The sequence below is a fragment of the Paracoccus sp. SCSIO 75233 genome (assembly GCF_027912675.1).
Taxonomy (GTDB): domain Bacteria; phylum Pseudomonadota; class Alphaproteobacteria; order Rhodobacterales; family Rhodobacteraceae; genus Paracoccus.
In genome coordinates, this window is sequence record NZ_CP115757.1 from 1 (window position 1) to 16,904 (window position 16,904).

Consider the following 16,904-nt stretch of genomic DNA (forward strand, 5'->3'; position numbering starts at 1 on the left):
GATTCACATCGCCTCTGGGAAGGTTTGCGCCCTGGCCGGTACTGCCACCGATCAACGCAGGCGCAAACGGACGGACCGTCCACGGTCGGAAACTGGAAAAGCGGGGGGCTGCCACCTGCCGCTCGGGAAGGTTTTTGTCCAATCGGGCCGGATAGAGCTCGCACGGGTGTCGCCGTGCAGCATCCGAGGGGTTTTGCTGTATCGTCAGTGCCGCGCAAGCGGCCGGGACTGGGGATCTGACGGACGAGAAGACAAGAATGAACGAGTTTTGGGCGCAGGCGAGTGACATCCTTCGTGAACGGGTCGGGAGCAATAACCATACAGCTTGGATCGCACCGCTGGAGCTTTCTGCGATTGAATCGCAGGAAGCGCAGGTCGCTGCCCCGACCCGGTTCATTTCCGACTGGGTGCAGCGGCATTATGCCGATGCAATTCGCGATGCCCTGGTGCAGGCCGGTGCCCCTGTCGCACGGCTGAGCTTCCGCGTTTCTGCCGCCCGGAAATCCGCCGCCGCTGCTGCGCGCAAGGGCGGGGCTGCAAATGACGCCGGGCCCGTCCGCGCCGACGCCGCCCGTGGCGCAGATCGCGGCAGTGAACACGATATTTCCGCGCCGCTCGATTCGCGTTTCACCTTTGACAACTTCGTGGTCGGCAAGCCCAACGAGCTGGCCCATGCGGCTGCGCGTCGTGTCGCCGAAGGCGCGGCGGTCACCTTCAACCCGCTGTTCCTCTATGGCGGGGTCGGGCTGGGCAAGACCCATCTCATGCACGCGATTGCCTCGGAAACCCGTGCGCGTCGCCCGGAATCGCGGGTGCTGTATCTTTCTGCCGAGCAGTTCATGTACCGCTTCGTGCAGGCGCTGCGTGAGCGGACCGTGATGGATTTCAAGGAAATGTTCCGTACCGTCGAACTGCTGATGGTCGATGACGTCCAGTTCATCGCCGGAAAGGACTCGACGCAGGAGGAGTTTTTCCACACCTTCAACGCGCTTGTGGATCAGGGCAAGCAGATCGTTATCTCCGCCGACCGCGCACCGGGTGAGATCAAGGATCTGGAAGACAGGATCAAATCGCGGCTGCAATGTGGGCTGGTCGTCGATCTGCACCCGACCGATTACGAATTGCGCCTTGGCATCATGCAGTCGAAGGCCGATTCCTTCCGCGCGCAATATTCCGGCCTGCAAATTGAACCGGGCGTTCTGGAATTCCTTGCCCATCGTATCACCTCGAATGTGCGGGTGCTTGAGGGCGCGTTGCAGCGGCTGTTCGCCTTCGCTTCGCTGGTTGGCCGCCCGATTGACATGGAACTGACGCAGGATTGCCTCGCTGACATTCTGCGCTCCTCCGACCGGAAACTGTCCATCGAGGATATTCAGCGAAAGGTGGCAGAGCACTATAACATCAAGCTCGCCGATCTGGTCGGTCAGCGCCGCGTTCGTACCATTGCCCGTCCCCGTCAGGTGGCGATGTATCTGGCCAAGCAGATGACCACGCGCAGCCTTCCGGAAATCGGACGCCGCTTCGGTGGCCGCGATCACACCACGATCATGCATGGTGTGCGCAAGATCGAAGAACTCTGTACCGAAGATCACGGGCTGGCCGAGGACGTTCAACTTCTCCGTCGCGCTCTCGAGGCTTGATTCTCGCCGCATTTCAATAAACATTCTGCTGACCGGCCCCTTGGGTCGTGGCAGGCGTGCAATCCGGCGCGCGAGACAGGGGACAGATGATGAAATTCTCGATTGAACGGGCCGATCTGGTCAAAGCCGTGGCACAGGCGCAATCGGTGGTCGAGCGCCGCCACACCATCCCCATCCTCGCCAATGTCCAGATCGAGGCAACGCCGGACGGCGTCAGCTTCCGTGCGACCGATCTGGATACGGAAGTGGTCGACCGCGCCCCGGCGCAGGTGGAGCGTCCGGGAGCGACGACTGTGTCCGCACAGATGCTGAACGAGATTTCGCGCAAATTGCCGGATGGCGCGCTGGTGACGATTGCGGTCGATGGCGCGAGCGAGCGGCTGAACGTGCAGGCCGGGCGCTCGAACTTCACGCTCGCCACTTTGCCGACCGAAGATTTCCCGGTGATGGCGAATTCCGAATACACGGCGAATTTTGCAGCCCCCGCGACTGTCCTGCGCCGCCTGTTCGACAAGTCGAAATTCGCGATCTCCAACGAGGAGACCCGTTATTATCTGAACGGCGTTTACATGCATATCGCCGACGCGGAGGACGGCAAGGCGCTGCGCTGTGTGGCAACGGATGGTCACCGGCTGGCGCGGATCGACGCGCCGCTGCCTGACGGTGCGGCGGATATGCCGGGCGTCATTGTGCCGCGGAAAACCGTGGCCGAATTGCGCAAGCTTCTGGATGATGACGAGGCGCAAATCGCTGTCTCGGTCAGTGAAACCAAGATCCGCTTCGCGACGCCGAATATCACGCTGACCTCGAAAGTGATCGACGGCACCTTCCCCGATTACACCCGCGTCATCCCGACCGGCAATTCGCGCAAGATGGAGGTGGATGCGAACGATTTCGCCCGCGCCGTCGACCGCGTGGCAACGGTGAGCAGCGAGCGTTCGCGGGCCGTCAAGCTGGCGCTTGATATGGATCGCGTGATCCTGTCGGTGAACGCGCCCGACGCCGGAACCGCTGACGAGGAACTGGCGGTTGCTTATGGAGACGAGGCGCTGGAGATCGGTTTCAACGCCAAATATCTTCAGGAAATCGCAGCCCAGATCGACCGTGAAAATGCCGTGTTCATGTTCAACGGCTCGGGCGATGCCGCGCTGATCCGCGAAGGCACCGACCCGTCGGCGGTCTACGTCGTCATGCCGATGCGCGTGTGAGCCTCAGCCGACTGACACTTGCCCAGTTCCGTTCCTGGCCGCGCTTCGATCTGAGCCTCGATGCGCGGCCGGTGGCGCTTTATGGGCCCAATGGCTCGGGCAAGACCAATGTGCTGGAGGCGATTTCGATGCTGTCGCCGGGCCGTGGCATGCGCGCTGCCGCACCTGCCGATCAGGCGCGGCAGGGTGTCGGTGCGGGGTGGCGCATCCGGGCAGAGATCGGCGGGCGGCTGGTGGAGACCACGGCGCCGCCGGGCGCGCGGCGCGAGGTTGTGCTGGATGATAAACCCGCCCCGCAGGTGGCGCTTGGCGCGCTGATGCGGGTGATCTGGCTGACCCCGGCGATGGACCGGCTTTGGACCGACGCGCCGGAGGGGCGGCGGCGGTTCCTGGACCGCGTGACGTTGAGCTTTCAGCCCGATCATGCAGAGGCGGCGCTGACCTATGACAAGGCGATGCGCGAACGCAACCGGCTGCTGCGCGATCAGGTCACCGATCCCGGCTGGTATCGCGCGCTTGAGGCGCAGATGGCCGAGGCCGGGGCGCAGATGACACAGAACCGGCGGGCGGCAATTGATGCGATCATGGCGGCGCAGGATGGCGGCAACGGCTTCCCGGTGGCAAGGCTGCGCCTGATGCCGGGGGAAGGGTTTGCCGACGATCCTGACGTGTCGAATATCGCGACCCGGCTGGCGGAGATGCGCCCGCGCGATCTCGCCGCCGGTCGCAGCCTGACTGGGCCGCACCGTGCCGATCTTGGCGCGAATTGGGGGGCGGATGATATGCCCGCGGCGCTTTCCTCGACGGGGGAGCAGAAAGCGCTGCTGCTGTCGCTGATACTGGCCAATGCGCGCGCGCTGTCGGATCAGCCGCTGGTGCTGCTGCTGGACGAGGTCGCGGCCCATCTGGATGCCGACCGCCGCGCGATGCTTTACGACCAGATCGCACAGCTATCGGCGCAGACGCTTCTGACCGGGACCGGGGCCGAGCTTTTTGCCGAATTTGGCGATCGTGCGCGCAGGCTGGCGGTCAGCCGCGCGGACGGGGCATCGCGGTTTGCCGAACACGCGGCGGAGACGGGCAGCGACAGGCCGTAAGTTCAGCACATAGATCATTGTCTTTGCCGTGACTTTCCCTGCGTGACTGACTATATAATCCTAAGAAAAACAGGAATATTCAGGCATGACAGATACCGCTCCGCAGCAGGCTGATTACGGCGCAGATTCCATCAAGGTTCTCAAGGGGTTGGAGGCCGTGCGGAAACGGCCCGGCATGTATATCGGCGACACCGACGACGGCAGCGGTCTGCATCACATGGTCTATGAGGTGGTCGATAACGGCATTGATGAGGCTTTGGCCGGTCATGCCGACTTCGTCCATGTGAAAATCCACGCCGACAGCTCTGTCTCCGTGCGCGATAACGGGCGCGGGATTCCGGTCGAGATGCACAAGACGGAGGGCGTTTCGGCGGCGGAGGTCATCATGACCCAGCTTCACGCCGGCGGGAAGTTCGACCAGAACAGCTACAAGGTTTCGGGCGGCCTGCATGGTGTCGGCGTCTCGGTCGTGAACGCGCTCAGCGACTGGCTGGAACTGCGCATCTGGCGCAATGGCAAGGAACATGTCGCGCGGTTCGAAAAAGGTGAAACCGCCGAGCATCTGAAGGTGGTCGGCGACGCACCGGGTCAGAAGGGGACGGAGGTCCGTTTCCTCGCCTCCTCCAAGATCACCGATGAGAACGGGACGTTTTCCAATTTGGAATACAGTTTCAAAACGCTGGAAAACCGGCTGCGCGAATTGGCCTTCCTCAATTCCGGCGTGCGGATCATTCTGGAGGATGAGCGTCCGGCAGAGCCGCTGAAAACCGAACTCTATTATGAGGGCGGGGTTCGGGAATTCGTGAAATATATCGACCGCTCCAAAACCCCGGTCATGGATCAGCCGATTTTCATTGATGGCGAGCGGAACGGCATCGGGGTGGAGGTCGCGATGTGGTGGAACGACAGCTACCACGAAACGGTCCTGCCCTTTACCAACAATATCCCGCAGCGGGATGGCGGCACCCATATGGCCGGTTTCCGTGGCGCGCTGACGCGTGTGATCACGAAATATGCGCAAGAAACCGGGATCGCGAAGAAAGAGAAGGTGGATTTCACCGGCGACGACGCGCGTGAGGGGCTGACCTGTGTGCTGTCGGTGAAGGTGCCGGACCCGAAATTCTCGTCGCAGACCAAGGACAAGCTGGTCTCCTCCGAGGTTCGCCCCGCCGTTGAGGGGTTGGTGGGCGAAAAGCTGGCCGAATGGTTCGAGGAAAACCCCGCCGAGGCCAAGCAGATCGTCGGCAAGATCATCGAGGCCGCACTTGCCCGCGAGGCTGCGCGGAAGGCCCGTGAACTGACCCGTCGCAAGACCGCGATGGATGTGGCCAGCCTGCCGGGCAAGCTGGCGGATTGTCAGGAGAAAGATCCCTCTCTGGCAGAACTGTTCATCGTCGAGGGCGACTCCGCAGGCGGATCGGCCAAGCAGGGGCGTTCGCGCCAGAACCAGGCCGTGCTGCCGCTTCGCGGGAAAATCCTGAACGTGGAACGGGCGCGGTTCGACCGGATGCTGTCCTCCGACCAGATCGGGACGCTGATCACGGCGCTCGGTACCGGGATCGGGCGGGACGAATTCAATCTCGACAAGCTGCGCTACCACAAGATCGTCATCATGACCGATGCCGACGTGGATGGGGCGCATATCCGCACGCTGCTGCTGACCTTCTTCTTCCGTCAGATGCCGGAACTGATCGAGGCCGGGCATCTCTATATCGCTGAGCCGCCGCTCTATAAGGTCGGGCGCGGGCGGTCGGAGGTTTATCTGAAGAACGAGGCGGCACTTGAGGATTATCTGATCCAGCAGGGCATCGACGGGGCGACGCTGCGGCTGGGCTCGGGCGAGGATATCAGCGGCAACGACCTCATGCGCGTCGTCGAAGAGGCCCGGACCGCGCGGCGTGTCTTGCGCGCCTATCCGACCCACTACCCGCCCCAGATCACGGAGCAGGCGGCGATTGCCGGTGCCTTGGTGCAGGGCCGCGTCGATCAGGATGCGGCGGCAGTTGCAACCGATGTGGCAACCCGTCTGGATATGATTGCCGAGGAATATGAGCGCGGCTGGACCGGCCGCCCGACGCAGGATGGCGGTATCCGTCTGACCCGCATGCTGCGCGGCGTGGAAGAGGCGCGGACGCTCGACGGTCCCATGCTGCGCTCTGCGGAGTCGCGGCGTCTGGGTGAAATGACCGGCCAGCTGCAGGAAATCTATGCGCAACCGGCGCGGCTTCTGCGCAAGGATCGCGAGTTGCCCATCTGGGGCCCGCTTGGCCTGTTGTCGGCGATTTTCCTTGAAGGTGAGAAAGGGCTGTCGCTTCAGCGATACAAAGGTCTGGGCGAGATGAACCCGGAACAGCTTTGGGAAACCACGCTGGACCCGCAGGCCCGGACGATGCTTCAGGTCAGGGTTGAGGACCTGTCCGATGCGGAGGATATCTTCACCAAGCTGATGGGTGATCTGGTTGAACCGCGCCGGGAATTTATCCAGCAAAACGCCCTGAGCGTCGAAAACCTCGATATCTGATCCAAAAGCGGCAGCTATTACGGCTGCCGCTTTGTTTCAGGCGAAATATAAAATCCTCTTCGGCGATCACTTTTCGGGGATTTGTCGTATATTTGATTTTATACAACTGACGATTGAAAAAAATTGATGTATGCAGCCTTTATTTGCAAGGAGGCATCATGAAACACACTCTCCGGATAATAGCTGTTCTGTCTGCCGTCGGCACTGCGCCCGCCGTGCTTGCAGCGCCCGAGGGCGAGTATGTCGATCCGCTGAACAATCCTCTGACCGTTGAGGACGTTGGAAAACCGGCATTCTACGGTGCCTATGTCGGTGGCGTGGTCGGAGCCTCTTGCTGCGGGGAAGACAGGGTCGGCATCGGCCAGAATCTCGATCCCGCTCAGGCGGCCGCGCGCACGCTCTGGCCCAAGGGCGGCACTTACGGGCTGCGGGCGGGTTTCCGCGCTCCGGTCACAAGTGCGGGTGATGTCGTGGTCGCCGTCGGGGGCGAACTGTCTTACGACCAGACAGGCATCGATGACAAAATCCGGATAAATGACTACACCGCCGCCACTGACGTCAAAAGTGTCCTTGCGCTGCGTTCGAGGGCCGGTGTGCTGAATAAAGCTCAAGACACCTGGATATATGCAATCGCAGGTGTCGCCCGGGTCAAATACGACTATGAAGTCACGGGCAATGGCGATGTCGGGCAAATTGCGCTGAAACATGAAGGTGTGTCTTCAAGCGGCCTCATTTTCGGCGCGGGTATCGAATATATGCTGAACGATAACTGGTCCGTGACCGGCGAATGGGAATACCAGCAGTTCAAGAACAAGCTTCTCAAGGGCTCTTATGGAGAGACCACGAGGGCGACGCCGCAATGGCATCAGATCCGGGTCGGTGTGAACTACGAGTTCTGACCGGCTTTGAGTGAGGCCGCGCGAGCCGCTTGGCCTCACTCAGCCTTCATCACGCGCGGCGCTCTCCTTGCAGTGTTTTTCGCGCTCCGCAGCCACATACCGGCGCAGGAGGGCTGCGCGATGTGGGCGGAAGCTCTGTCCGGTCAGTGCTGCTGCTGCGATACGATTGCAATGGAAGATACGAAAATCCTCGCGCAGGCAGCACCAGGCCAGCAGCATCAGCGATCTTTCGGAATATGACAAGCCGAGCGGCCGGATCACACGTTCGCTGATCCTCTCTTGCAGATCGCGATAAGTGATGGCCAGCTCCCGTTCCTCCCAGCAGGCGCAGCGGACCAGCGCCATATCCACGCTTGGCTCCTGACGTTCGGCGCGGGCCGTGAAGCTTCGCAATGCCGCATGGGCAATTTCCTGCGCCTGCCGATCCGGCAGCGTGGCAATGATGCGCGACAATGCCCCCTCTGCTGCGTCGACAAGCGCGTCGTCGCCGATGCGGGGCAGGGCTTCCACGGCCAGACGCAGCGCCTCGATCTCCAGACGTGAAAAGCTCTGCGGCGGCAGTGCCGTGTCCTCGACCAGCCGATAGCCGACGCCCGCCTCCCCGTCGATCAATGCCCCGCCGGCGCGCAGCGTGGCGATGTCGCGGTAAAGCTGGCGTCTGCTGACGCCGGTTTCCGCCGCCAACCGCCCTGCCGTGATCGGCGGCGGCAGGCGGCGAAGCGTATCCATCAATCGCATCAAACGGTCGCTGCGTGCCATGCTGTCACGATCTGTCAGTGGGGTTCGGCCAAAACTGCCCCATCACATCACAGGAGTCCATAATGCTGACCTTTTACCATTCACCCCAATCCCGCTCGACCTCGATCAAGGTGCTGCTGCACGAATTGGGCGTCGCCGATCAGGTCAAGATTGTGGAAGTTGAGATCCCCCGAGCCGATGGCTCCGGCGGGCGCGATCCCCTTAACCCGCATCCCGAAGGCAAGGTGCCCTACCTGACCGATGGCGATGATTTCGTGCGTGAGAGGGCGGCGATCATGATCTATCTGACCGACCGTTTCCCCGATGCCGGACTGGGCCGTGCGGTCCGGCATCCGCAGCGCGGGCAATATCTGTCCTGGCTGATCTGGTATCAGGGCGTGCTGGAGCCGGTGACGATCATCGACTGGGCCGGGATCGATCACCCTGTCGTCAAGGCCTCGCTCAGGGATTACGATACGGCGATCCGGCGTCTGGACGAGGTCCTGTCGCGGCAGCCTTATCTGCTGGGCGAGGACTACAGCGCAGCGGATTTGCTGTGTTCCGGCCCGTTTGCCTGGTTCCCCGATAACATGAAAACGACGCCGGCGGTCGCGGACTGGGTTGCCCGCTGTCAGGATCGTGAAGCGGTTCGCGCAGTGGGTGAGCGCTGAGCCGCATTATTCGGCAGGCGGGCCATCTGCACCATCAGAATGCCCGCCGCCACAATGCAGGCGCCGACAATATCCGTCGGCCCGAACCGCTCACCCAGCAGCATAGCGGCGATTGCCACACCGAAGATCGGCGACAGGAAATGAAAGGTCGCCGCCCGCACCGCGCCGATGCGGTTGACCAGCAAGAACCAGATGAACGTGGCGGCGAGGCCGGGACCGGCGACCGTATAGGTGAACGCAAGGATAAGCTGCCAGCTCCACTCGATCTGCTGCCCCCACTCAAATGCAATCGCGGGGATCAGCAGGGCGACCGCGCCAACCGCCATCTGAAGCCCGACGATCATCAGCATGTTCCGGCTGCCTCCGGCGCCGCGCGCGACCAGCGTTGCCACCGTCAGCGCGACCACGGCGATCATGCAGAGCAAGGTGCCGAATGGATCCAGCCCGTGCCGCAGCCGTACTCCCATGATCATCGCGACCCCGATCACGCCGAGCACCAGCCCGGCCACGGCAATCGGTCGCAGTCGCTCACCCAGCCAGACCCAGCCGAAAAAAGCCACCATGAGCGGCATCATCGATGCGATGATCGCTGCGGCCGAAGCTTCGACCGTGGTCATCGCAACCCAGTTCAGCCCAAGATAAAGCGCGTTCTGCATGATCCCGAAAATGATCAGCACCCGCCATTCGGTCCGCGAAAGCCGCCACGTCTGACCCATTGCCCGCGCAATGGCGATCCCGACGACCGCCGAGAGGGCAAAGCGGATAACAAGCGCCGTGAGGGGCGGGGCGGCCAGCACGATCACCCGGGTCGAGGTGAAAGCCGACGCCCACATGAAGGCGAACGCCACGCCCATCAGAACTGCCTTGAGATCCATGCCCGCCCCCAACCGTAAGTCCGGCGAGCATAGTTTGCGCGTCCGGTGACCGCCAGCCGATAAAAGCCGTTTGGTCCACGGTACGAAAAAAGGCCGCCCCGAAAGGCGACCTGAATGTCATCTGACGAAGATTACGTCATCCGCCCGGGATCAGGCGTTGACGCTGTCCTTCAGGGCTTTCGCCACGGTGACCTTGACTTGCTTGTCAGCCGGCTTGGTCATCATTTCCTGCGTCTGCGGATTGCGCACCTGACGCTCCGGACGGGCGCGGCATGCGATCTTGCCGATGCCCGGAAGGGTTACGGCACCGCCGTTCGAAACCTCACGGGTCACAACAGCAGCGAGTGCATCCAGAGCGGCAGCAGCGGATTTCTTATCGCTGCCCATTTCTTCAGCCAGGGTTGCCACGAACTGCGTCTTGGTCATCGGCTTGACGGCTTGAGCCATTTATCTGTCTCCTCATTACCCCAATCCGGGGGAAGTCCATCACCGCTTTTCCTGCGGCATAAACCTGCTACACCCGGTTTCTCAGGATATTTCAACCGTTTTTCGCCTTGTACAGGCGCTGAGAGCGCAGAAAGCGCGAAATATGACGAAAATGGCAACATTACGCCGGGTAAACTTGCCCGGTTTCTTAACAATGCTTAAAGAAAAGCGGTCTCGCTGAAGGAGCGGAGCTTGCGCGAATGGATCCGTTCAAGCGGCATATCGCGCAGCTTTTCCATGGCCCGGACCCCGATAAGAAGATGGTTCGCGACCTGCGTGCGGTAGAAGTCGGTTGCCATCCCCGGCAGCTTCAGCTCACCGTGCAGGGGCTTGTCGGACACGCAAAGCAATGTCCCATAAGGAACCCTGAACCGGAACCCGTTCGCCGCAATCGTCGCGCTTTCCATATCCAGCCCGATCGCGCGGCTGAGCGACAGCCTGTGGATCGGCCCGGACTGATCGCGAAGTTCCCAGTTCCGGTTGTCAATCGTCGCGACGGTGCCGGTGCGCATGATCCGCTTCAACTCGTAACCGTCCAGCTTGGTGACCTCTGCGACGGCGTCCTGCAAGGCGACCTGAACCTCGGCAAGTGCCGGGATCGGCACCCAGACCGGCAGGTCGTCGTCCAGCACATGATCTTCGCGCAGATAGGCATGAGCGAGAACGAAATCGCCAAGGCTCTGACTGTTGCGCAGACCGGCGCAGTGGCCGACCATCAGCCAGGCATGCGGCCGCAGCACCGCGATGTGATCCGTCGCGGTTTTTGCATTGGACGGGCCGACACCGATATTGACGAGAGTGACGCCCTGATTGCCGTCCCGCTTCAGATGATAGCTTGGCATTTGCGGCATCTTGGTCAGCGGCACGATCTCGCCATCGGAACGGTCGATCACCTGATTACCGGGAGCGACAAAGGCCGTGTAGCCCGAGGCGGGATCGCCGAGCATCTGACGCGCCACGGCCTCGAATTCGTCGACATAGAACTGGTAGTTGGTGAACAGTACGAAATTCTGAAAATGCGTCGGATCGGTCGCGGTATAATGCGCCAGCCGGGCCAGCGAGTAATCCACGCGCTGCGCGGTAAACGGCGCCAGATGACCCGCCCCGTCCGCATGTGACTGGGCCACGCCGTTAACGATGTCGTCATTGACCGTGTTCAGGTCCGGCACATCGAACACGTCGCGCAGGCTGAATTTCAGAACGCCTTCCTGCGGCACATTCAAATCGGTGCGTGTGGATATCGCAAAATGCACCGGCATCGGGATTTCACTATATCCGACAGCCACCGGCGCATGCTGGTTCTCCATCAGCAGGCCAAGCTGTTCGCGAAGATAGGTCGCAAAAAGCTCCGGCCGCGTGATCGACGCCGAGTAGCTGCCCGGCAGGGTGACATGACCAAAGGACAGCCGCGAATCCGCCTTGGTGTGGCTGGTCGTGGTCAGCCGCACCTCGGGGTAGAAGGCGCGATAACGGGCCTGCGGTTTTTCGCCGCTCAGACAGGCGATAAAATGCTCGGTCAGAAAGCCTGAAGATATTTCATAAAGCTCCATGAGCCGCGCAACCGCCGCTTCTGCATCGTCGTAATAGATACGCTCAACCGGCTCGGGCGTTTTCAGCGGCAGAAAATCGTCATTCATCAAAGACCTCTTCTTTTTGCGACAGTGCCAGCCGAAGGCGACACTGGCAAGACGGCGGCGGAGTGCATAACTCTGCTGCAGTAATAACCCGCCATGAAAGCTGAGATGATGCGCTATTCCATACTTGATCTCGCCCCGGTTCCCGAAGGCAGCACAACGGCTGAGGCCATCGCGAATTCCGTCGCACTCGCGCAAATGGCTGACGGGCTGAATTATCATCGGTACTGGCTGGCCGAGCATCACAATATGATCGGCATTGCCTCGGCCGCGACCTCGGTCCTGATCGGGCATATCGCGGCGCAGACCAGCAGGATCCGCGTCGGTGCCGGGGGGATCATGCTGCCCAACCATTCGCCGCTTTCCATTGCGGAACAATTTGGCACGCTCGCGACGATCTACCCCGACCGTATCGACCTTGGCCTGGGTCGCGCACCGGGCGGTGATGGCGCCGTGTTTCGCGCGCTGCGCAAATCCCCCCAGATGGCGGAGAACTTTCCGCAGGATGTCATCGAACTCATGCAATATCTGGGCGATGCACCATCGGACGCGGCGGTCATCGCCCATCCGGGGCAGGGGACGCATGTTCCGATCTGGATGCTCGGCTCCTCCCTTTTTGGTGCGCAGCTTGCTGCGATGCTTGGCCTGCCCTATGCCTTCGCCTCTCACTTCGCCCCTGGCGCGCTGGACGAGGCGCTGCACGTTTATCGCGAGCAGTTTGAACCTGCGGGCCGTGCGGCGGCTGAAGCCGGTCCGCATTTCATGCTGGCCGTGAACGTCATCGCGGCGGATACGGATGATGCGGCGCAGTATCTGCAATCCAGCCAGAAGCTTGCCTTTGCCCGTCTGCGCAGCGGCAAACCCGGCAAGCTGCCCGCCCCGACACGCGACCTGTCGGAAATCACGCCGCCGCTGGAACGCATGGTGTCTCAGGCGCTGCGGGTCAGTGCCGTCGGTAGCCCGGCGACAGTGAGGGATCAACTCGCCTCGCTGATCTCGCAATACAGGCCCGATGAGCTGATTATCACGGGTCAGATCCACGACGCGGAAGCACGGCGCCATTCCTATCGGCTTGCGGCGGAGGTGCTCGACGATCTGGCTGCCTGAACATTGCTGTGTGCGGAGCGGATGGTTCAGATTGAATTGGGTCCGGCTGTGGACTACGTCTCCGTGGCGCGCGCTGCCTGAGCAACGCTCCGGCAGTCGCCCGGCAATCGTGTCGTGAGGGGAACCACCATGCGTATGTTGATATTGGGTCATGGCTATACCGCCGCCGCATTGACGCCACGCTTGCTTCAGGACGGGTGGATTGTTGTCGGCACGACGCGCCATGACGCGGCGCGGGTTTCGGCATCGGGCGCTGACCCCGTGCTTTGGCCGGGCGATGACCAGCGCGTTCGTGCGGAAATCAGGCGTGCGGATGCCATTCTGATAAGCGTTGCGCCCGACGGATCGCTTGCCGCAGTCGAAGGGGATCGCGCTGCGGGCGGCGGCGCGGCGGTTCCAGAAGCCCGGCAACGCCGGTCGCAGAACGAAGCGCCCGACCGGGTCATCGCGGAATTCGAAGATGCCCTGATCCAAAGCAATGCCCGTTGGGTCGGCTATCTGTCCTCGACGAGCGTCTATGGCGACCATGCCGGGGCCTGGGTTGACGAAACCACCCCGCCCAATCCGACAAGCCACAGGGCGCGGGCGAGGCTTGCCGCGGAACACGCCTGGTCGCAAATCGCCTCGCGCGCCGGATGGCCGCTTACGATCTTCCGCCTCGCCGGGATCTACGGTCCGGGTCGCGGGCCGCTTGCCAAGCTGCGCGCCGGATCGGCCCGACGGATTATCAAACCGGATCAGGTGTTTTCGCGCATCCATGTCGACGATATCGCCGGTGCCATTCTGGCTGATTTGAAACTGACGCGGCATGGAAGCGCCGTGCCAAATGCCCCCCGGAGTGAAAACACGCGTATTCTCAATATCTGCGACGACGACCCCTTGCCGCCGCAGGATGCGATCGAGATGGCGGCCCGTCTGGCCGATCTGCCGGTTCCCCCGGCCGAAGGTTTTGCGGATGCCGAGATGACCCCGATGGCGCGAAGCTTCTACCGGGATTCCAAGCGTGTTCGAAACAATCGGCTGAAAGAACAGCTGGGCTATGCGCTGAAATATCCCGACCTTCGCAGTGGTTTGCAGGCGATCATAGATGCGGAGCGGTAAGCGTCGCAGCACCAGAACCCATGTCGCGGCCGGAACCATCATACCGGATTGCTCTTAGTCGCCAGCGGAAATCGCAGTGATGTCACTGATCTTCGCCGTCGCGCCGCCTTCGAGCGAAAGCACAATCTCCTTCCCCTGTCGGGCCACCTCATCGACCTGACTGTAAACGGGCACGCTCTTTTCAGAGATTAACGTATCGCCGCGATAACTTGCTAACCTGAACGTGTATACACCCGGATCCAGCTGCTGGCCTGAACCATTCTTCCCGAACCACTCGACCAAACCGCGCCCCGTTCCAATATCCTCCACGCTGATCTGCGCGCCGGAGGCATCCTGCGTGATAAGCATAACCCGGTCGGCAGAAATTTCAGGCTGTATATCCATAACAAGCGGCCTGTCAGCGAAATAAACGCCCCCGGTTGTCTTGACGCGCGTCCCGATCCATCCCGCAAAGCTGGTGAGTGAGCAGTCGCCGGACCCGCCCGCCATTTTCTGTAGCAGGTCGTTCGTCCTGACCTGCTGCTCAACACCCGAAAATGTTGCCGTTTGGACCGCGAAATCCGCCCCTTCCATCGGATTCAGCGGATCCTGATTCCTGATCTGTGTGGTGAGCATCTTGAGAAATGTTTCAAAGTTACCGCCAGCGAAGCTGGGTTTATCAGACGATGTCGTTTGAGTAGCGGGTGTCGGCCCGACAGGTGCTGTTGACGTCATGGTTGCCCCTTTTTCAGAAACGGATATGGGGATGAGCTTTAGGCTGCTCAGTCCCTGCATGTATTACTTGTGGCGCGGAAACTATTTCGGTTCGGATTCTGTTCGCAGCACAGTTTCGACCGTCCGGCGAAGCGTCATTTTGGCTGTTTCCGGAGGAACTGAAGTCCAGAACTGCATTCTCGACGCCAAGACTATTCAGTTCGGAAATCAGTGCATCCACGTTTCTTCGCAGCAGGCTGAGCGTTTCAGGTATCTCCGCGGTTATGGCAATTACCACAGCGCGACTGTCCTGAGCGATCCTGAACTGAACCGCCCCCAACACTTCAGGCATCAGCCTGACGACAGCCTCTTTGCCCCGCGCCCTGCATTCCACAATCGCTTTCCCGACCTGTCGGATCGCCATTGCGCCGGGCGCTTCGATATCCGCCGGGAGCATTTCGAAACTGCCTTGTCGAAGGCTTCCCGGATCAACTACTGGCATTTGCCCGGGTTGGAGCAAGCTCTCAGCCTCCCCCTCTGTGCTTCCGATGCCGACGCCCATTTGTGGGTCGATGGCCGATGACCGCTTGTTTTGCAGACCATCGACCCTTCGCCGGATGTCTGTGGGACCGGAAAGTCGAGTGTCCTCAGTTGTCCTGCCAGTCATTCTAAGAGAGCTTTGTCGAGCATCAGCGCTCGATGGTTTTTGTTCGTTAAACCCTACCCACGTCGGGAGAAGTTTGTGGGAGGCGCGCTGCCCAATGTTCCCAGTCTGGGCCATTTCATGCCCTACCGCTATTTGCGATCGCATTGGGCGTCTCACCGGGATTTCGTCGCTTGACCTATCTATGCAGTCGGCAATATTGCCGCTGGTTCGCATATCCGAATGATAGCTAATGGAGGGCGATCCCGGTGCGGAATTCAGCGAATGCCCTGCTTCCGTGACCACTGCTTCTGCTGCTTTTCTATCTGGGCGCGTTGCTTGTGATGCAATTCTTGCGAGATTTCCGTTGTTTGAAGCGACGGGAATAGCAGCTTCGACAAGAATTCCACGCTCATGCAAATTTTGCGATTGAAGGGGTTTGCTCCGGTCGGCAGAGGGATCCAGCTCCAATTGCAGACCGGCGAGTTGAGGTTGTTGGAGTTGGGGTGCCTGCGTTTCGGTTTCCGCGGCCGATGGCGCGACATTGGACTGTGATACGAAACCTTGATGAGATGGGACGATCCTGTCGGCAACATCCAAGGCGGTTCTACCCTCGGAGGTGGCGGTAAAATGTGAATGCGCTCTCTCTCCTGCATCAGGGAAGTGCGAATCGCCCTCAAGGAATGACTGTCGAGGTTGGCTCTCGCGAAACTCCTCCACATAAGCGGAGTCATTTTCGAAGGATAAATCGTCGTTTGGCCTCCCGACGCCCAAATTCGGGACAATGTATTTCGGGTCCGCCGCGCCATCGGGACAACCCGATTCTCCAGCGGGATTATAAATCTCCGGTTCTGCGCGATCTGCCCGACAGGATATGTCCAGCATAATACGGAACCCTTCTTCTGTACCAGAAATATCCGATATTTCTGCCGTCTCATTTTCGGGCAGGCGGCGAGCTATAAAGGGATGAAACTCCGTGAACATAATCCTTGTTACTCTTCTATCCCTAACGAAATATTCACTGCGCGCAATTAGTTGAGGAAAGATAGCAAATTAAAATGGCATGAAAATGGAAATATCCGTAAAATCTTATCCTTCAAGCGGCGCAATAAATGATCGTCTGGAACAGGCTTTTCTGGAGGGCATGATTAAATACGCGATGCCTGCAGGCACCGTTGGCCTCGGGTCGGCCTCGGGTGAAAGCGCGTTTCAAAGTTACCTGCATCGTGAATATGCCAAGGTGCTTGGGTCCCGCTTGGAACTGGGGTTCGAGAAGTGAAGTATATTGAAGTATATGATTATTTGGAGCGGGCAAGTGAATCGCTTATTCGTGGCGACTATGATGAAACGCTGGGCCATCTTGATGCGGCGTCCCGCCTGAAAGACCAACTGGAACCGGAAGAAGCTGAAATGGCCCAACCCTGTTTGGCACGTTTGGTAACCCTTTCGGAAGCGGCGCTGGAGGGGGTCACGGATGCGAAGAAAATTATCGAGGATGCGATCCGGAATTCTGTGCGGCTGGAGATTTATGACGGTGTTGGGAATAGAAATGAAATTAAAGATCGTACATCCCCGGTCAATCGCTTTTAGA

16 protein-coding genes are annotated in these 16,904 nt (G+C 60.5%); 10 read left to right on the forward strand and 6 right to left on the reverse strand.

Annotated features, from left to right (window positions below; translation table 11 throughout):
• The first annotated feature begins 257 nt into the window (after window positions 1-257).
• The 5 genes from dnaA to PAF12_RS00025 all read left to right on the forward strand — a co-directional run bounded on the left by dnaA (window position 258) and on the right by PAF12_RS00025 (window position 7,365).
• Window positions 258-1,640 carry a chromosomal replication initiator protein DnaA gene (dnaA, locus tag PAF12_RS00005; RefSeq protein WP_271107980.1) on the forward strand — a complete coding sequence of 461 codons (1,383 nt, stop codon included), beginning with the start codon at window positions 258-260 and terminating at the stop codon, window positions 1,638-1,640.
• Window positions 1,641-1,729: 89 nt separating this feature from the next.
• On the forward strand, window positions 1,730-2,848 hold the full coding sequence (gene dnaN, locus PAF12_RS00010; protein ID WP_271107981.1) for a DNA polymerase III subunit beta: 1,119 nt from the start codon (window positions 1,730-1,732) through the stop codon (window positions 2,846-2,848).
• On the forward strand, window positions 2,845-3,945 hold the full coding sequence (gene recF, locus PAF12_RS00015) for a DNA replication/repair protein RecF (protein WP_271107982.1): 1,101 nt from the start codon (window positions 2,845-2,847) through the stop codon (window positions 3,943-3,945). The genes dnaN and recF overlap by 4 nt, the downstream gene beginning before the upstream one ends.
• A gap of 85 nt (window positions 3,946-4,030) precedes the next feature.
• Window positions 4,031-6,466 (forward strand): DNA topoisomerase (ATP-hydrolyzing) subunit B, encoded by a 2,436-nt coding sequence (gene gyrB / locus PAF12_RS00020; protein WP_271107983.1) that lies wholly within the window; start codon window positions 4,031-4,033, stop codon window positions 6,464-6,466.
• A 113-nt stretch (window positions 6,467-6,579) separates the two neighbouring features.
• Window positions 6,580-7,365, forward strand: a complete 786-nt coding sequence (locus PAF12_RS00025) for an outer membrane protein (RefSeq protein ID WP_271107984.1) — start codon at window positions 6,580-6,582, stop codon at window positions 7,363-7,365.
• A gap of 39 nt (window positions 7,366-7,404) precedes the next feature.
• On the opposite strand, the gene PAF12_RS00030 is transcribed toward PAF12_RS00025, so the two are convergent.
• On the reverse strand, window positions 7,405-8,124 hold the full coding sequence (locus PAF12_RS00030) for a YafY family protein (protein ID WP_271107985.1): 720 nt from the start codon (window positions 8,122-8,124) through the stop codon (window positions 7,405-7,407).
• 62 nt (window positions 8,125-8,186) lie between these two features.
• Here PAF12_RS00030 and PAF12_RS00035 point away from each other — a divergent pair, with 62 nt between their 5' ends.
• The gene (locus PAF12_RS00035) at window positions 8,187-8,774 is read left to right on the forward strand and encodes a glutathione S-transferase family protein (protein WP_271107986.1); all 588 of its coding nucleotides are present in this window, start codon (window positions 8,187-8,189) and stop codon (window positions 8,772-8,774) included.
• Here PAF12_RS00035 and PAF12_RS00040 read toward each other — a convergent pair.
• From PAF12_RS00040 to PAF12_RS00050, 3 genes are all read right to left on the reverse strand, one after another.
• A complete protein-coding gene (locus PAF12_RS00040; RefSeq protein ID WP_271107987.1) occupies window positions 8,735-9,649 on the reverse strand; it encodes a DMT family transporter in 915 nt (304 codons plus the stop codon). The genes PAF12_RS00035 and PAF12_RS00040 overlap by 40 nt on opposite strands.
• A gap of 150 nt (window positions 9,650-9,799) precedes the next feature.
• Complete coding sequence (locus PAF12_RS00045) at window positions 9,800-10,096, reverse strand: HU family DNA-binding protein (RefSeq protein ID WP_271107988.1); 297 nt, start codon at window positions 10,094-10,096, stop codon at window positions 9,800-9,802.
• A gap of 197 nt (window positions 10,097-10,293) precedes the next feature.
• Window positions 10,294-11,772 carry an AMP nucleosidase gene (locus PAF12_RS00050; RefSeq protein WP_271107989.1) on the reverse strand — a complete coding sequence of 493 codons (1,479 nt, stop codon included), beginning with the start codon at window positions 11,770-11,772 and terminating at the stop codon, window positions 10,294-10,296.
• A 108-nt stretch (window positions 11,773-11,880) separates the two neighbouring features.
• On the opposite strand from PAF12_RS00050, the gene PAF12_RS00055 reads away from it, so the two are divergent.
• The gene (locus tag PAF12_RS00055) at window positions 11,881-12,876 is read left to right on the forward strand and encodes an LLM class flavin-dependent oxidoreductase (RefSeq protein ID WP_271109722.1); all 996 of its coding nucleotides are present in this window, start codon (window positions 11,881-11,883) and stop codon (window positions 12,874-12,876) included.
• A gap of 129 nt (window positions 12,877-13,005) precedes the next feature.
• Window positions 13,006-13,977, forward strand: coding sequence for an SDR family oxidoreductase (locus PAF12_RS00060; protein ID WP_271107990.1), 972 nt, complete (start codon window positions 13,006-13,008; stop codon window positions 13,975-13,977).
• Window positions 13,978-14,031: 54 nt separating this feature from the next.
• On the opposite strand, the gene PAF12_RS00065 is transcribed toward PAF12_RS00060, so the two are convergent.
• Window positions 14,032-14,691 carry a flagellar hook capping FlgD N-terminal domain-containing protein gene (locus PAF12_RS00065; protein ID WP_271107991.1) on the reverse strand — a complete coding sequence of 220 codons (660 nt, stop codon included), beginning with the start codon at window positions 14,689-14,691 and terminating at the stop codon, window positions 14,032-14,034.
• A gap of 13 nt (window positions 14,692-14,704) precedes the next feature.
• On the reverse strand, window positions 14,705-16,297 hold the full coding sequence (locus tag PAF12_RS00070; protein ID WP_271107992.1) for a flagellar hook-length control protein FliK: 1,593 nt from the start codon (window positions 16,295-16,297) through the stop codon (window positions 14,705-14,707).
• Between the two features lie 79 nt (window positions 16,298-16,376).
• On the opposite strand from PAF12_RS00070, the gene PAF12_RS00075 reads away from it, so the two are divergent.
• Together PAF12_RS00075 and PAF12_RS00080 are read left to right on the forward strand one after the other, a co-directional pair.
• Window positions 16,377-16,592 (forward strand): hypothetical protein, encoded by a 216-nt coding sequence (locus PAF12_RS00075; RefSeq protein WP_271107993.1) that lies wholly within the window; start codon window positions 16,377-16,379, stop codon window positions 16,590-16,592.
• On the forward strand, window positions 16,589-16,903 hold the full coding sequence (locus PAF12_RS00080; protein WP_271107994.1) for a hypothetical protein: 315 nt from the start codon (window positions 16,589-16,591) through the stop codon (window positions 16,901-16,903). Before PAF12_RS00075 ends, PAF12_RS00080 begins: the two co-directional genes overlap by 4 nt.
• Window position 16,904 lies beyond the last annotated feature (1 nt).

Excerpts from the sequence above, each read along its gene's own strand:
- dnaA (WP_271107980.1), top strand. The coding sequence starts at position 258 with ATGAACGAGTTTTGGGCGCAGGCGAGTGACATCCTTCGTGAACGGGTC.
- dnaN (WP_271107981.1), top strand. The coding sequence starts at position 1,730 with ATGAAATTCTCGATTGAACGGGCCGATCTGGTCAAAGCCGTGGCACAG.
- gyrB (WP_271107983.1), top strand. The coding sequence starts at position 4,031 with ATGACAGATACCGCTCCGCAGCAGGCTGATTACGGCGCAGATTCCATC.
- PAF12_RS00030 (WP_271107985.1), bottom strand. The coding sequence starts at position 8,124 with ATGGCACGCAGCGACCGTTTGATGCGATTGATGGATACGCTTCGCCGC.
- PAF12_RS00035 (WP_271107986.1), top strand. The coding sequence starts at position 8,187 with ATGCTGACCTTTTACCATTCACCCCAATCCCGCTCGACCTCGATCAAG.
- PAF12_RS00040 (WP_271107987.1), bottom strand. The coding sequence starts at position 9,649 with ATGGATCTCAAGGCAGTTCTGATGGGCGTGGCGTTCGCCTTCATGTGG.
- PAF12_RS00045 (WP_271107988.1), bottom strand. The coding sequence starts at position 10,096 with ATGGCTCAAGCCGTCAAGCCGATGACCAAGACGCAGTTCGTGGCAACC.
- PAF12_RS00050 (WP_271107989.1), bottom strand. The coding sequence starts at position 11,772 with ATGAATGACGATTTTCTGCCGCTGAAAACGCCCGAGCCGGTTGAGCGT.
- PAF12_RS00055 (WP_271109722.1), top strand. The coding sequence starts at position 11,881 with ATGCGCTATTCCATACTTGATCTCGCCCCGGTTCCCGAAGGCAGCACA.
- PAF12_RS00060 (WP_271107990.1), top strand. The coding sequence starts at position 13,006 with ATGCGTATGTTGATATTGGGTCATGGCTATACCGCCGCCGCATTGACG.
- PAF12_RS00065 (WP_271107991.1), bottom strand. The coding sequence starts at position 14,691 with ATGACGTCAACAGCACCTGTCGGGCCGACACCCGCTACTCAAACGACA.
- PAF12_RS00070 (WP_271107992.1), bottom strand. The coding sequence starts at position 16,297 with ATGTTCACGGAGTTTCATCCCTTTATAGCTCGCCGCCTGCCCGAAAAT.
- PAF12_RS00075 (WP_271107993.1), top strand. The coding sequence starts at position 16,377 with ATGAAAATGGAAATATCCGTAAAATCTTATCCTTCAAGCGGCGCAATA.